The organism is Lactococcus hircilactis (genome assembly GCF_009601015.1).
Lineage (GTDB): Bacteria > Bacillota > Bacilli > Lactobacillales > Streptococcaceae > Lactococcus > Lactococcus hircilactis.
The window spans coordinates 69,552-84,359 of sequence record NZ_WITJ01000002.1 but is presented as its reverse complement, the minus strand read 5'-3'; the positions used below and the strand labels follow the sequence as shown (position 1 = coordinate 84,359).

General features: G+C 39.0%; 12 protein-coding genes. 9 read left to right on the top strand and 3 right to left on the bottom strand.

Going from position 1 to position 14,808, the window contains the following annotated elements; all coding sequences use genetic code 11:
- Positions 1-25: 25 nt before the first annotated feature.
- The 4 genes from aspS (at position 26) to GHI93_RS01445 (ending at position 3,989) form a co-directional block, all read left to right on the top strand.
- Positions 26-1,798 carry an aspartate--tRNA ligase gene (aspS, locus tag GHI93_RS01460; RefSeq protein ID WP_153494930.1) on the top strand — a complete coding sequence of 591 codons (1,773 nt, stop codon included), beginning with the start codon at positions 26-28 and terminating at the stop codon, positions 1,796-1,798.
- Positions 1,779-2,708: a YitT family protein gene (locus tag GHI93_RS01455; protein WP_170272359.1), complete on the top strand. Its 930-nt coding sequence runs from the start codon at positions 1,779-1,781 to the stop codon at positions 2,706-2,708. Before aspS ends, GHI93_RS01455 begins: the two co-directional genes overlap by 20 nt.
- A gap of 50 nt (positions 2,709-2,758) precedes the next feature.
- Entirely contained in the window at positions 2,759-3,631 is an 873-nt protein-coding gene (locus GHI93_RS01450; RefSeq protein ID WP_153494928.1) for a YitT family protein, read from the top strand.
- A 97-nt stretch (positions 3,632-3,728) separates the two neighbouring features.
- Positions 3,729-3,989 (top strand): hypothetical protein, encoded by a 261-nt coding sequence (locus GHI93_RS01445; RefSeq protein WP_153494926.1) that lies wholly within the window; start codon positions 3,729-3,731, stop codon positions 3,987-3,989.
- 144 nt (positions 3,990-4,133) lie between these two features.
- Here the strand turns inward: GHI93_RS01445 and dusB are convergent, their stop codons facing one another.
- The 3 genes from dusB to GHI93_RS01430 form a co-directional block, all read right to left on the bottom strand.
- Positions 4,134-5,141, bottom strand: a complete 1,008-nt coding sequence (gene dusB, locus GHI93_RS01440) for a tRNA dihydrouridine synthase DusB (protein WP_153494924.1) — start codon at positions 5,139-5,141, stop codon at positions 4,134-4,136.
- 101 nt (positions 5,142-5,242) lie between these two features.
- Entirely contained in the window at positions 5,243-6,112 is an 870-nt protein-coding gene (gene hslO / locus GHI93_RS01435) for an Hsp33 family molecular chaperone HslO (RefSeq protein ID WP_153494922.1), read from the bottom strand.
- 52 nt (positions 6,113-6,164) lie between these two features.
- Positions 6,165-7,040 (bottom strand): Rgg/GadR/MutR family transcriptional regulator, encoded by an 876-nt coding sequence (locus tag GHI93_RS01430; protein ID WP_153494920.1) that lies wholly within the window; start codon positions 7,038-7,040, stop codon positions 6,165-6,167.
- 192 nt (positions 7,041-7,232) lie between these two features.
- On the opposite strand from GHI93_RS01430, the gene GHI93_RS01425 reads away from it, so the two are divergent.
- From GHI93_RS01425 to pheT, 5 genes are all read left to right on the top strand, one after another.
- Entirely contained in the window at positions 7,233-8,102 is an 870-nt protein-coding gene (locus GHI93_RS01425) for a hypothetical protein (protein ID WP_153494918.1), read from the top strand.
- 312 nt (positions 8,103-8,414) lie between these two features.
- The gene (locus GHI93_RS01420; protein ID WP_153495147.1) at positions 8,415-9,704 is read left to right on the top strand and encodes an adenylosuccinate synthase; all 1,290 of its coding nucleotides are present in this window, start codon (positions 8,415-8,417) and stop codon (positions 9,702-9,704) included.
- Positions 9,705-9,867: 163 nt separating this feature from the next.
- The gene (locus GHI93_RS01415) at positions 9,868-11,037 is read left to right on the top strand and encodes a glycerate kinase family protein (RefSeq protein ID WP_153494916.1); all 1,170 of its coding nucleotides are present in this window, start codon (positions 9,868-9,870) and stop codon (positions 11,035-11,037) included.
- Between the two features lie 249 nt (positions 11,038-11,286).
- Positions 11,287-12,327 carry a phenylalanine--tRNA ligase subunit alpha gene (gene pheS, locus GHI93_RS01410; RefSeq protein ID WP_153494914.1) on the top strand — a complete coding sequence of 347 codons (1,041 nt, stop codon included), beginning with the start codon at positions 11,287-11,289 and terminating at the stop codon, positions 12,325-12,327.
- 59 nt (positions 12,328-12,386) lie between these two features.
- On the top strand, positions 12,387-14,792 hold the full coding sequence (gene pheT, locus GHI93_RS01405) for a phenylalanine--tRNA ligase subunit beta (protein ID WP_153494912.1): 2,406 nt from the start codon (positions 12,387-12,389) through the stop codon (positions 14,790-14,792).
- Positions 14,793-14,808: the final 16 nt, after the last annotated feature.

Below are 14,808 nucleotides of genomic sequence, written 5' to 3'. Positions count from 1 at the left end.
AGAAAAGAATAAAAAGAGATAAAAAATGAAACGAACAAATTATGCAGGAAATATCACGCAAGAATATATTGGACAAATCGTTACACTCAAAGGATGGGTCGCAAAGCGACGTAATCTTGGAGGATTAGTTTTTATTGATTTACGCGATCGTGAAGGAATTGTCCAAGTTGTGATTAATCCAGATGAGGCAAGTGAGCGCGTGGCACAGGCAGCAGACAAAATTAGGAACGAATTTGTGGTTGAAGTGACTGGAAAAGTCATTGAACGTGCCAGTAAAAATGAGAAAATGAAAACAGGAAGCATTGAAATTGATGCGCAGGACATCACGATTTTATCGACATCAAAAACAACTCCTTTTGAAATCAAAGATGATGTGGAAGTTTCTGATGATACACGGATGAAGTATCGGTATCTTGATTTACGTCGTCCTGAAATGCTTAAAAATATTCGAATGCGTCATGCGACGACACATGCAATTCGTGAATACTTGGATGGGGCAGGGTTTATTGATGTTGAAACACCATTTTTGAACAAATCAACACCGGAAGGAGCACGCGATTATTTGGTCCCTTCACGGGTGAATAAAGGGGAATTTTATGCACTTCCTCAATCGCCACAATTGATGAAACAACTTTTGATGACGGCTGGGCTTGATCGGTATTATCAAATTGTAAAGTGTTTTCGAGATGAGGATTTGCGTGGGGATCGTCAACCAGAATTTACACAAGTCGATTTAGAAACGTCGTTTTTGGATGAAGAAGAAATTCAAACATTAACTGAAGGATTGATTGCAAAAGTCATGAAAGAGGTGAAAGGAATCGATGTCACGTTACCTTTTCCACGAATGAAATATGATGATGCGATGAATTTTTATGGGTCTGATAAGCCAGACACACGCTACGAGATGTGTTTACAAGATCTGTCAGTACTGACAAAAAAATCAGGGTTTAAAGTCTTTGAAGAAGCACCTGTCGTTAAAGCTTTAGTGGTCAAAAATGCTGCAAAAAAATATTCACGTAAAGGCATCGATAAACTGACAGAACAAGCCAAGCAAAATGGAGCTAAGGGACTTGCATGGACGAAATTTGAAAATGGGGTGCTGACAGGTGGCGTTTCTAAATTCTTGACAGAAATCTCGTCAGCACTGACAGAAAAATTAGCGCTTGAAGAAAATGATTTAGTTTTATTTGTTGCCGATCGATTAACGGTTGCGAATGCTGCTTTAGGGGCGTTGCGTCAAACTTTAGCACGTGAGTTGGGATTGATTGATTATCGGAAATTTAATTTTCTTTGGGTGATTGATTGGCCAATGTTTGAGTGGTCTGATGAAGAAGGGCGTTATATGTCCGCTCATCATCCGTTTACTTTACCGACTATTGAAACGCGAGAATTTTTAAGTGCTGATGGAAGTTTTGAAGCTTCTGACTTACAAAAAGTTCGCGCACACGCATATGATATTGTCCTTAATGGTTATGAATTGGGTGGAGGTTCTTTGAGAATTAACACACGCGAGTTGCAAGAAACAATGCTTGAAGCACTTGGTTTTAGTCTTGAATCAGCTCAAGAACAATTTGGATTTTTACTTGAAGCATTGGATTATGGATTCCCCCCACACGGAGGATTAGCAATTGGACTCGATCGTTTTGTGATGTTACTTGCGAAAAAGGATAATATTCGTGAAGTCATTGCTTTTCCAAAAAATAATAAAGCAACGGATCCGATGACACAAGCGCCATCTAGCGTCGCTGAAAAACAGCTAGAAGAATTGAGTATTAAACTTGCAGACGAAAATAAATAAATATCTTGGAAAATTCTTAAATCAATTAGGAATTTATCATCTTTTAAAGTCTATCGGTGCTGAAAAACTGGCGAACAAATTTTCAGCGGCAGTAGTTTATGCAGTGTTCTCCTCATTTGCATTGAACTTTTTCTATCAACCTGGTCATGTGTACGCTTCTGGTGCGACAGGGTTGGCACAGGTTGTTTCAGAATTAATTGTACGTGTAACAGGACATAATATTTTGCCGATTTCAGTGACGTTGATTTTGGTCAATGTGCCATTGATCGCACTGGCCTGGCGCGGAATTGGAAAGCAATTCACGATTTATACACTAATCACGATTGTGATGAGCTCTGTTTTCATTCACTTTATTCCTGTGACAACACTGACCAATGAACCTGTAATCAATGCTGTTTTTGGTGGGGCAATCATGGGATTTGGTGTTGGAAATGCGATGAAATCAGGGATTTCTTCTGGTGGGACGGACATTGTTAGTCTTTACATGCGAAAAAAAAATGGACGTACGGTTGGAACATTGAGTTTTATTGTTAATGGGGTCATCGTATTCATCGCTGGTGCTTTATTTGGTTGGGAATACATGCTCTATTCTATCATTGCGATTTTTGTCAATTCGCGGGTTCAAGATGCGATTTTTACGCGTCAAAAACGGCTTCAAGTAATGATTGTCACTCAAAATCCAGATTTGCTGGTACAAAAATTGTTTGAGAAATTTAATCATGGGGTGACCATTTTAAATAATTCTGAAGGTGGATTCACGCATCAAAAAAGAACGGTTTTATTTTCGGTCATCACGATGTATGAATATCAAGATTTTAAACACGTCATTGCAAAATACGATCCTCATGCGTTTGTTTCGATTTCAGAAAATGTGCGCGTGCTTGGAAAATTCGAGGAAGTGGATGATTAATGAGGGGATGATGATCAAAAATCATCATTGAAATTTAGAAAAGGAATACGATGAAAAAACTGAGTTTACATGTTAAAAACTTTCTAGTCATTGCACTGGGTACAGCACTCTATGCGTTTGGTTTTGTGGAATTTAATATGGCAAATCATCTGGCTGAGGGCGGTGTTTCTGGGGTATCATTAATGCTCCATTTTTTGCTCCAGATTGATCCCTCTTATTCAAACATGATTTTGAATATTCCACTTTTATTTATTGGTTATCGTTTTTTGGGAAGAAGAACGTTCTTTTATACGATTTGGGGGATTAGTTCTTTATCCATTTGGATGTTTATTTTTCAAAGAATTCCGTTCACACTGAACATTCATCATGATTTATTAGTTGCAGCTTTACTTGCGGGATTATTTGCAGGAACGGGGATTGGACTTGTCTTTAGATATGGTGGGACGACAGGTGGCGCTGATATTATTGCCAAACTTTTTCAAGTCAAAAGAGGAATTGCTGTTGGGAAAACATTCTTTGTTTTTGATGCGATTGTTTTGACGTTATCACTGTCTTATATTAATCTTGAACAGATGATGTACACGTTGATTGCAAGCTTTGTCGCTGCTCAAGTGGTTGGCATTGTTCAATCGGGTGGATATACTGTAAAAGGAATGTTGATCATTACGGATAAACATAAAGAAGTTTCAAACATGATCATTCATGAGTTTGGAAGAAGTGCGACGTATCTTCATGGAGAAGGTGCTTATTCAGGAAATCAAAAAGAAGTCATTTATGTGGTGCTTAATCCAAGCGAAATTCAGGAATTAAGACAAGGGTTAGCACATGTGGATCCCAATGCCTTTGCCTCTATTATCAATGTGCATGAAGTGATTGGTGATTTTTCTTATCCGAAAAGTCGATTTAGAGAACTAAAAAAATAGTCTTTGAGACTGTTTTTTTTTGAGAAAAAAGCGTGCATAAAGTGTAGAATTGCGTTATAATGAAAACAAAGCCATTGACAAAAGAAAAGGAGAACTCATGCGTACAACAAAAGCTACAGAAGAAATTGAAAAAGCAATCATTCATCTAAAAAAAGCGAAGCGAGAAATCAGTAACTATACTTTTGATTATGATATGCAAAATTTAATTCAGCTCGATCGCACCATCCGACAGCTTGAAAATATCAGAACAGCAGTCAATGCAAATGGAAATCAGGTCGAAGGAGTCAAATCCGTCGGACAGCTTGAAAGCGAACGTCTTTCACGTGCCAAAACAGATCTGTCAGCACTGACAAGATAAATAAGAGAAAAAATAAAGTGGTGTAAAACTGAAAAATCTTCATTAAAAAAAGAGTGATTAGCTTCATTTCATTAGAAAAAACTGAGCATTGTGCTCAGTTTTTTAATTTTTCATTTCTGTCAGTACTGACAGAAATAAAAGGAGTTAAACAGGATAGGTTGCGACGAATTCGTCAATGATCGCTACGATTTCAGCTTGTGATTGAGAGGAGTTGATTGCAAGTTTAATCTTACTGGCACGTTTTGCACCTTTGAGATAATAAGCTGCGTGCTGACGAAATTCACGCGAAGCAATCTCATCCCCTTTGAGTTCGACCAATCGTGCCAAATGGAGTTTTGCGATTTCCATTTTTTCTGCGACCGGTGGCTCACTTAGCAACTCACCCGTGCGTAAAAAATGTTCAGTACGATGTAAAATCCATGGATTTCCAAGTGCTGCACGCCCCATCATTACAGCAGAGACTCCTGTTTCATCAATCATTTTTTTGGCATCCTCTGGTGTTTTGACATCGCCATTGCCGATAACAGGAATGTGTACGGCCTCTGTCAATCTGGACAGCCAGTGCCAATTGTCCTGTGCGTTTCCTGTATATTGCTGTGCTTTTGTGCGGGTGTGCATGGCAACAGCAGCTCCACCGGCTGCTTGAATTGCTTTAGCATTTTCAACACAAAAAAGATGATCATTGTCCCAGCCCAGACGAATCTTGACTGTCAATGGCTTTGAAATGGCGTTACTGACCGCATTTACAACATCATAGACTTTATCTGGATCGAGTAAAAGTCGAGAACCTGCTTCATTTTTCGTTACTTTTGGGACAGGACATCCCATATTAATGTCAATAATGTCTGCGACTGTATTTTTTTCTACAAATTTAGCTGCTTCAACTAAAGTGTCAATTTCACCGCCAAAAATCTGCATGGAAAGTGGATGTGGCACACCTTCAAAGTCCATCATTCCGAGCGTTTTTTCGTTGCGATGTTCGATTCCTTTATCGGAAATCATCTCAGTCACAACCAGCCCAGCTCCGAATTCTTTTGCGGTTTTCAAAAACGCTTTATTGTTAATGCCTGCCATCGGGGCAAGGACGATTTTATTTTGTATGTTAATGTCACCAATTTTAAAAGGTGCATTGTAGCGATTTTCCATAGTCATAGTTTCTATTTTAGCATGTTTCACGTCATTTTTTGATTTTTGAGCTTTTAAAAATAAAAAAAGTATTCTGTCAGTACTGACAGAACACAAAAATACGCTTATCACTTCAAAATCAGTGCATGGAGTTCCTCTTGTGAAAACTCATATTTGCGATTGCAAAATTGGCAAATCACCTCAGCGCCATGGTCTTCTTCAATCATTTCAGTAATGGCTTGTGCACCAAGTGTACGAATCCCGTCACGAAAACGTTCTTTTGAACAATCACATGAAAAGGAAAGTGGACTTTGTGAAAGAAGGGTGAACGGCAGATCACCATAAATCGCGTGTAACATTTGAGACAGTGCATCCGTTGATGTTAACAACGTCGCAATGGATGGCATTGCTTTGATATTTTTTTCAATCTGTGTAATCTCATCCTCAAGTGCATCTGGCATTGCTTGAAGCATGAACCCTCCAGCAACTTTGACTGTGTCTTCTGATTCATCAAGCAAAACATTGAGTCCAACAGAAGAAGGCGTTTGTTCAGAGCTTAGAAAATACCAAGCCAAATCTTCTCCGATTTCACCAGTAATCAAATCTACTTTTCCAGAGTATGGCTGCTTTAATCCCAAATCCTTGATGACGACAAAAAAGCCATTTCCAACAAATGGAGCCACTAAAACCTCACCAGTTGATCCTTTTTTATAATCCAGTTCTTTATTTTTGACATAACCTTTGACATTTCCTTTGCTGTCGGAAACCGCCACAATCGCACCAAGCGCACCGTCGCCGAGGACCTTGACGGTAATTTTTTCATCGCCTTTTTCATTTGCACCTAAAATTTGTGCTGCAATGAGTGTCCGTCCAAGTGCTACTGTTGAAGTTGGCCAGGTATGATGCCGCTTTTGTGCTTCACGAACCGTTTGAGTTGCATCCAATACAAAGGCCCGAAAGTGTCCATTTTTAGACATTGATTTAATGATTTTATCCATGCTCTTATTTTATCAAAAAGTACTGGTGTGCTCAACTTTTTTAAAATTATTTTTAGATCGAAAAATAAGCATGATAATATGTAATTTCTCGATCCAAATCATTTGCAATATCGAAACATCCGATCAATTCGAAAGCAGAAATAAATTGTTTTAATTTTTCCAAATGATTGGCATTTGGTTCTTGACAATAATTAAAAAGTGCTTTGTGATAAGCGAGTAACGCACGTTCAGAGGTATTAATATCAGAGTGAATGTGCTCATCTAAATATAAAAATAATTCTCGGATATGAGAAAAATCATTTCTTTTCGTAAAAATACTAATGACTTTTAAGAGGGCGAGATTGATTTGAGTTTGTGTATGAGTAGAAAGAATGTCGTGAGTATCAGGATAAATCATCCGATGAACAAGTGTGATGAGTTGAATGTCATCAAAAAGATTAATGCAGTTTAAAAAAAGTATAACATCAGATTGTGCCCATTCCTTTATTTTTGAAAGGTAATGATAAAGTTTCTGAATTTCATTTTTTGGAATTTTTAGATGAGCATTGAGTTTTAAAAGTGCAGATTTGATTTCAATCATATGAATAAGAAAATGGCGGTTATTTGGTGTTTTCTTGATTTGCTCTTTGGTTATTTTGAGGAGCGTTCTTAGTTTTGCTTGATCTTTATGGCGAAAGGCTGTTTCAATTTTTTGATTAAAAAAGATGTCGGAATCCCCTAAGATTAAGTGCCTTGCGTATTCAAATTCATCCATCGAAACATTAAGAAATTCAAGAAGATAGATCAATTTATCCGCACTAATCATCGTTTGACCTTTTTCAAATTTCATAATTTGTTGATAAGAAATGACGTCACTTGCCATCTCTTTAGCTTCAACATTTCTAGAAATCCTAAGTCTTTTTTCTGTTTCTCCATAAGAAGTATCCATAAATTTCTCCTTTTTCTCAAATCTGCGATTTTATTTTTAAAAGTGTGTTGACGAGAATTCTGATAATATATATAATACAAATATAAATGGAAAATATCAAGTGTAAAGGCTGTCTCAAATCATTTTGTTGACGCATTCAAAAATATTGGCTTTATTTAAAAAGAGACAGTTCATTTAAAAAGGGGAATTCGGATGGCATTAACTTTATTTTGGGTCGTTTTTTTAGCGATACTTTCTGCTCTTTCACGAGGAGTAACAATCGTCATTGATCGTTATCAGATTGGGATTCAGAAAAACTCAGTGCTTCAAGTCAATCTTTTTAACAATTTATTTAGTATGTTTTTAATTATTGCGCTTGCGATTTATTTTCCCTTTTGGAAGATGATTTTTGATTGGAGAGTCCTTATCTATGCAGCTTTAGCACAGTTTGTAGCGATTGGCTTTTCAGCATTATATCGAAATATGACTGTTTTTGAATCCGTCATATCAGCAAAAATTGCGGACTTTTTCATTCCTATTGCTGTTTTTTTAGCAACAGGAACTTTTTCAATCAGAACGTATATTCTAGCAGTGATTTCTACGTTGATTGTGATGGTTTGGTTGAGAAAAAGAACGGATTTCAAAAAATATTTATTTGGAATTTTTCTTATCGTTCCTTTATTAGTGGCTCAAGCATTTGGAAATCCACTACTTACACGTCATTTTCATCAAAATTTTCGGACGATTATTGCTTTTACACTGGCAACATTAAGTTTACGATTTATCATTTCATTGATTATGTTTTTTGTTTATCAACGCTCGTGGAAAAATAAGAAATGGACCTTTACAAAAAAGAATACCTTGCTTTACTTGTTACGGGCATTTTTAACCATTGTTACGCACTTCACCTTTGTATTAGTGACTGCAGATAAAATGGCTGCTTTAGGATGGATTTTTTTAAACATGACATCACTTTATGGAATTTTAGTTTCCAGTGTGACATTAAAAGAAAAAACGTCACGCCAAGGAATCTATCTCGTTGCAGGATTAACTGCACTGATGATTGCAGGAAGCTTTTTATGAAAGAAAAAGTTTTATGATAAAAAAACCACGCACCAGATTCTTATTTTAGTAAAAATAAGATTTTTTTTAACGATTTTTCACTAATATAGATCAAAATGAGTGCTATTTCCGAACGATAAAAAGATTTTTATGACATCCATTGAAAATCAGCTTATCAAGTGGAATAAAATTTGATAAAATAGAAATAACGTGCAAGAGGAGCTTTTGTCAGTACTGACAAAAATGCCAGCTGTCAGCGCTAAAGATGTGTCAGTACTGACAGAGTGTGCAAAATATTTTAGAATGGACAAACTGTCCAAAAAGGAGAATATGATGCCATCAGTAGTCGTTGTCGGAACACAGTGGGGAGATGAAGGAAAGGGGAAAATCACCGATTTTCTCAGTAATAATGCAGAAGTCATCGCGCGTTATCAAGGCGGAGATAATGCAGGTCACACCGTTGTTATTGAAGGAAAAAAATATAAATTGCATTTGATTCCATCAGGAATTTTCTTTCCAGAAAAAACATCTGTTATCGGAAATGGAGTGGTCGTTAATCCTAAATCCTTGATTGAAGAATTAGACTATCTGCACAAAAATGGAGTCACAACCGAAAATCTAAGAATTTCAGATCGGGCGCATGTGATTTTGCCTTATCATAAAAAATTAGATTTTCTCCAAGAAGAAGCAAAAGGGGAAAATAAAATCGGGACAACAATTAAAGGAATTGGTCCTGCATACATGGACAAAGCAGCACGTGTTGGCATCCGCATCGCAGATTTACTGGATAAAGAAATCTTTGAGGAGCGCCTGCGTGCGAATCTCGAGAGTAAAAATCGTGAATTCGTAAAAATGTATGATTCTGAGCCCATCGAATTTGATGAGATTTTTGAACCTTACTATGAATATGGTCAAGCGCTTAAAAAATATGTCTGTGATACTTCAGTGATTTTAAATGAAGCACTCGATAATGGACAACGTGTCCTTTTTGAAGGCGCACAAGGGGTCATGTTGGATATTGATCAAGGCACGTATCCTTTTGTGACGTCTTCTAATCCTGTTGCAGGAGGAGTGACAATTGGTTCTGGTGTTGGCCCATCAAAAATTAGTACGGTTGTTGGTGTTTGTAAAGCTTATACTTCACGTGTTGGAGATGGTCCTTTTCCAACGGAGCTTTTTGATGAAGTGGGGCATCAAATTCGTGAAGTTGGGCACGAATATGGAACAACGACAGGACGTCCTCGACGTGTGGGATGGTTTGACAGCGTTGTAATGCGCCACTCTAAACGTGTGTCAGGACTGACAAATCTCAGTTTGAACTCCATTGATGTGCTGACAGGGCTTGATACCGTTAAGATTTGTGTGGCTTATGAAAAAGCGAATGGAGAGCGCATTAGTCACTATCCAGCAAGTCTTAAAGAATTAGCTGAGTGTCGTCCTGTCTATGAAGAATTACCAGGATGGACGCAGGACATCACAGGGATGCGGACACTTGAAGAACTTCCAGAAGCAGCACGAAATTATGTCCGTCGTGTTGGGGAACTTGTCGGTGTTCGAATTTCAACGTTCTCTGTCGGCCCAGGACGTGAACAAACGAATGTCTTAGAATCCGTTTGGGGATAAGAGGCCCGCTAAAAAATTTCTGTCAGTACTGACAGAAATTTTTTTGACTCTCAGTGACAAAAAATAGCTAATGATCACACTCATATTCTCGCTTTTAGGGTTCATTTATTTTAAAATAAAGAGAGACCATAAAAATACTAAAAAAATAGGAAGGAAGCATAAAATGACACCAAAATTTGTACTCGCTCCAGATTCTTTCAAAGAAAGCATGAGCGCAAAAGAAGTGTGCGGTGCGATGGAAAAAGGCATACGAGCGGTTTTTCCAACAGCTCAAATCATCAAAGTCCCCATGGCTGACGGTGGCGAAGGAACGATGGAGACGCTGATTGAGGCCACACAGGGCAGAAAAATCACCCTCAACGTCACAGGTCCCTTACCCGATCAAGAAGTCAGTGCGAGTTTTGGACTTTTAGGCGATCAAAAAACAGCCGTGATCGAGATGGCGCAAGCAAGTGGACTTGAAAAACTTCCGCCTGATCAAAGAAATCCCTTAGTGACGACGACTTACGGGACGGGCCAGCTGATAAAAGCGGCGCTTGATTTAGGGGTCAAAAAAATCGTGATGGCACTCGGTGGAAGTGCGACAAATGACGGAGGTGCTGGTATGGCACAGGCGCTTGGGGTTCAATTATTGGATGCGAATCATCTGCCCCTTAAGCTTGGTGGTGGCGCATTGAAATCACTTGAAAAAATAGCGCTTGCGACGCTTGATCCTCGGATCAAAACAGTCGAGTTTTTGATTGCAAGCGATGTGTCTAATCCACTTTGTGGACCAAACGGCGCATCTTTTGTCTTTGGCCCGCAAAAAGGTGCGACGCCTCAAATGGTTACAGTGCTTGATGAAGCACTTGCGCATTATGCAAACAGGATTCAAAAAGATTGCAAAATTTCAGTGAAAAATCAGGCGGGAGCAGGCGCAGCAGGTGGTTTAGGCGCAGGACTTCTCGCATTTACCCCAGCAAAAATGGTGCGGGGCGTTGATCTCGTCACAGGACTTTTGGCATTAGACGAAAAAATCAAAACGACAGATTTTGTTTTTACAGGAGAAGGCGGGATTGATGCTCAAACAAAATTTGGCAAAGTGCCTTATGGCGTCTCAAAAATTGCTCAACAGTACAAGAAACCATGTTTTGCGCTTGCAGGATTTATCGGTGAGGGAAGTGATGTACTTTATGATGAGGGCATCACTGCGATTTTTGGTATCCTAGAAAAGGCACAATCGCTCAATGAAGCACTGCGTTCCGGTAAAGAAAATGTCACTCGAACCACACGAGCAATCGCAAGCGTTTTAAAATCCTCGACTTTATTTCCAAAAGAAAACGCTCATCATTGACAAACCTCAAAAAAGTGATAAAATGAAAGATGAAACATAAGAAGAGTAAGTTTTTAGCTTGTCAAAAGGGAGTGCAATCACCGACTGAAAGTTGCACGGGCAAAAGAGGACTGAAGTTCACCTTATGTAAAATTAAATAGAAAAAATTAAGTGATAAAATAGGATGGTACCGCGGTTTTTCCGCTCCTTTAAGGAGTGAAAAAAGTCGGTGCTTTTTTCATTTCTAATCCAAATAAAAGAGGAGAAATTATGTCTTTAGAAGAAAACATTGAAACCTTACGTCAACGTGCGCTCAAGGCCTTAAAAGAAGCAACGGACGAAAAAGCACTAAATGAGTTGCGTACAGTCGTCCTTGGGAAAAAAGGAGAACTCACGGAAATCCTTAAAGGAATGAAGTCGTTAAGTCAAGAAGAACGTCCTGCAATTGGTGGGCTCGCTAACGCATTTCGTGATAAATTTGGAGTGGCTTTTGACGCTAAAAAACAAGAACTTGAAACGCTTGCCATGAATGCCGCACTCAAAAAAGAGTCACTCGATGTGACATTACCAGGAAATGCTGTGAAAAAAGGAAGCCGTCATATCTTGACTCAAACGCAAGATGAGATTGAAGAAATATTTCTTGGCATGGGCTATGAAGTTGTGGATGGTTACGAAGTTGAGACAGATCATTACAATTTTGAACGCATGAACCTCCCTAAAGATCATCCCGCGCGTGACATGCAAGATACTTTTTATATCACTAATGAGACATTACTTCGGACCCACACAAGTCCAATGCAAGCACGTACCATGGATGCGCATGATTTCTCAAAAGGTGGTCTTCGTATGATTGCTCCTGGTCGTGTCTATCGTCGTGATACAGATGATGCGACACACAGCCACCAATTCCATCAAATTGAAGGGTTGGTTGTCGATAAAAATATCACAATGGCAGATCTTAAAGGAACGCTTGATTTGGTCATGAAAAAAATGTTTGGTCAAGACCGTGAACTCCGCTGGCGTCCAAGCTATTTCCCATTTACTGAACCTTCTGTTGAAGTTGATATTTCGTGTTTCAAATGTGGCGGAAAAGGATGTAACGTCTGCAAACATACAGGCTGGATTGAAATTCTTGGTGCAGGTATGGTCCATCCCAATGTCCTTGAAATGTCTGGTTTAGATGCTTCTGTTTATTCTGGTTTTGCTTTCGGGCTTGGTCAAGAACGTATTGCGATGCTCCGTTATGGAATCAATGATATTCGTGGATTCTATCAAGGCGATGTACGGTTCTTGGAACAATTTGGAAAATGACATGAATGTGATCGGTTAAAAAACAAGATAGAAGTGAAAGCTTAAAAAGGAAAAATAATATGTTAGTAAGTTATAAATGGTTAAAAGAACTTGTTCCAGAGCTTACAGCGACACCAGCTGATTTGGAATACAAGATGTCAACAACAGGCATTGAAGTTGAAGGAGTGACAAGTCCACAGGAAGGGTTGTCAAAACTTGTTGTGGGAGAAATTTTATCAAGTGAAGCTATTCCTGAAACACATTTGCATATCACACAAGTTAATGTTGGGGCTGATGAAGCATTACAAATTGTTTGCGGGGCGCCAAATGTTCGTGTGGGGATGAAAGTAATTGTGGCACTTGTGGGTGCTCGCATTGCGGACAATTATAAAATCAAAAAAGGTAAAATTCGTGGTGTTGAATCTCTCGGAATGCTTTGTGCGCTTGATGAGCTTGGAGTTGATGAAAAAATTAATCCAATGAAACATGAGGAGGGGATTTTTGAAATGCCAGCGGACGCAACCGTTGGTGATTCGATTTTCTCTTATCTTGATATGGATGACGAAATCATTGAATTATCAATCACACCAAACCGTGCGGATGCTCTTTCGATGCGTGGTGTTGCGTATGAAGTCGGCGCAATTTATGGACTTCCTGTCCATTTTCCAACAAAAGAACTGACAGAAATTCAAAAAAGAACCAGTGAGAAAATCAGTGTTTCTGTCAGTACTGACAAAGTTCCAACGTACAAGATTCGTGTGATTGAGGGCGTAAAAATTGCACCAAGTCCATTGTGGTTGCAAACGCGCTTGATGAATGCGGGAGTACGTCCGATTAATAATGTTGTGGATGTCACGAATTTTATCTTGATGTATTATGGACAACCACTTCACAGCTTTGATTTTGATCGTTTTGGAAGTGATGAAATCCTTGTTCGTACAGCACAGGACGGTGAAAAATTAACGACGCTTGATCATATTGAACGCGATTTGACGGCGGATGATCTTGTCATTACCTCAAATGGTGTCCCTGTTGCGCTTGCAGGTGTGATGGGCGGTGCTGATAGTGAAATTACAAACGAAACGACAACGGTCGCACTCGAAGCCGCTTTATTTAATGGAACTTCCATCCGTAAAACATCTCAAAAATTTGCCTTACGTAGCGAAGCATCCAGCCGATTTGAAAAGGGCGTTAATGAAGGATTAGTTACCGAAGCGCTTGATTTCGCTGCTGCGATGATTGCAGAACTTGCAGGTGGAGCGGTGTTGCAAGGTGTTGTTGAAAGTAGTGACTATCAGCCTAAAAAAGTCGTCACAAGCATTACATTAAGTCGTGTGAATGCTGCTTTAGGGACAAACTTGAATCTTGATACGGTTGAAAAAATCTTTGTTCAGCTTGGATTTGGTGTTACGATTGAAGCGGGTGAAAAATTCGTTGTTGAAATTCCATCACGGCGTTGGGACATTAGCATTGAAGCAGATCTTGTAGAAGAAGTGGCTCGAATTTATGGCTATGATAATTTACCAAGCACGCTTCCTTTAGGAGATGAAGCTGGTGAGTTGACACCACTCCAAAAACTGCGCCGCAAGGTGCGTACGAGTGCTGAAGCGAATGGTCTTTCAGAAGTGATCGGATATTCATTAGTGACAAAAGAAAAAGCAACGGAAATGATTGCTGAGAAAAATTTCCCTACGACCTCACTTTTGATGCCAATGACAGAAGAACGTCAAACCTTGCGCGTGAACATGATTCCTGGACTTCTTGACATTATCAATTACAATCAAAACCGTAAAATCTCAAACGTTGCGATTTACGAAGTCGGAAATATCTTTCTTCCAAGTACAGCGCAAGATGGACGTCCCATAGAAGTGCCAAACCTTGCTTTGGCAATTTCTGGTAATGTTGTTGATGCTTCATACAGTCACAAAGCAACTCCAGTCGATTTCTTTCATGTGAAAGGAATTGTTGAAAATATACTTTCAGGATATGAAGACCTCACGTTCACAGCGACTTCTGAGATGCCAAGCATGCATCCTGGACGCACTGCAGTCATTGCTGCTAATGGCCACCATATTGGATTTGTTGGACAAATCCACCCAGCAACCGCTAAAAAATATGACATTTCTGAAACTTACGTGGCAGCACTTGATTTACAAGCGATGCTTGAATTAAAACCAGCACAAACAATTTTCAAGGAAATTCCAAAAGTACAAGCTGTCACGCGTGATATTGCCATGTTACTCGACGCAAAACTTACAAATGCGGATGTTATTTCTGTCATTACTGACAGCCGTGTCAAAACATTGACTAAAGTTGAGTTATTTGACGTCTATCAAGGCATCAATCTCCCTGCACACAAAAAATCAATGGCTTATACTTTGACATTCCAAACCGCAGAACAAAGCATGACTGATGACGAAATCACAAATGCCATGGCAAAAATTACCACTCATTTGATTGAAAAATTAAATGCAGAAATCCGTTAATGAAACAAAAAATTTC

Excerpts from the sequence above, each read along its gene's own strand:
- pheS (WP_153494914.1), top strand. The coding sequence starts at position 11,287 with ATGTCTTTAGAAGAAAACATTGAAACCTTACGTCAACGTGCGCTCAAG.
- hslO (WP_153494922.1), bottom strand. The coding sequence starts at position 6,112 with ATGGATAAAATCATTAAATCAATGTCTAAAAATGGACACTTTCGGGCC.
- GHI93_RS01430 (WP_153494920.1), bottom strand. The coding sequence starts at position 7,040 with ATGGATACTTCTTATGGAGAAACAGAAAAAAGACTTAGGATTTCTAGA.
- GHI93_RS01445 (WP_153494926.1), top strand. The coding sequence starts at position 3,729 with ATGCGTACAACAAAAGCTACAGAAGAAATTGAAAAAGCAATCATTCAT.
- GHI93_RS01450 (WP_153494928.1), top strand. The coding sequence starts at position 2,759 with ATGAAAAAACTGAGTTTACATGTTAAAAACTTTCTAGTCATTGCACTG.
- GHI93_RS01420 (WP_153495147.1), top strand. The coding sequence starts at position 8,415 with ATGCCATCAGTAGTCGTTGTCGGAACACAGTGGGGAGATGAAGGAAAG.
- GHI93_RS01425 (WP_153494918.1), top strand. The coding sequence starts at position 7,233 with ATGGCATTAACTTTATTTTGGGTCGTTTTTTTAGCGATACTTTCTGCT.
- pheT (WP_153494912.1), top strand. The coding sequence starts at position 12,387 with ATGTTAGTAAGTTATAAATGGTTAAAAGAACTTGTTCCAGAGCTTACA.
- aspS (WP_153494930.1), top strand. The coding sequence starts at position 26 with ATGAAACGAACAAATTATGCAGGAAATATCACGCAAGAATATATTGGA.
- GHI93_RS01415 (WP_153494916.1), top strand. The coding sequence starts at position 9,868 with ATGACACCAAAATTTGTACTCGCTCCAGATTCTTTCAAAGAAAGCATG.
- dusB (WP_153494924.1), bottom strand. The coding sequence starts at position 5,141 with ATGACTATGGAAAATCGCTACAATGCACCTTTTAAAATTGGTGACATT.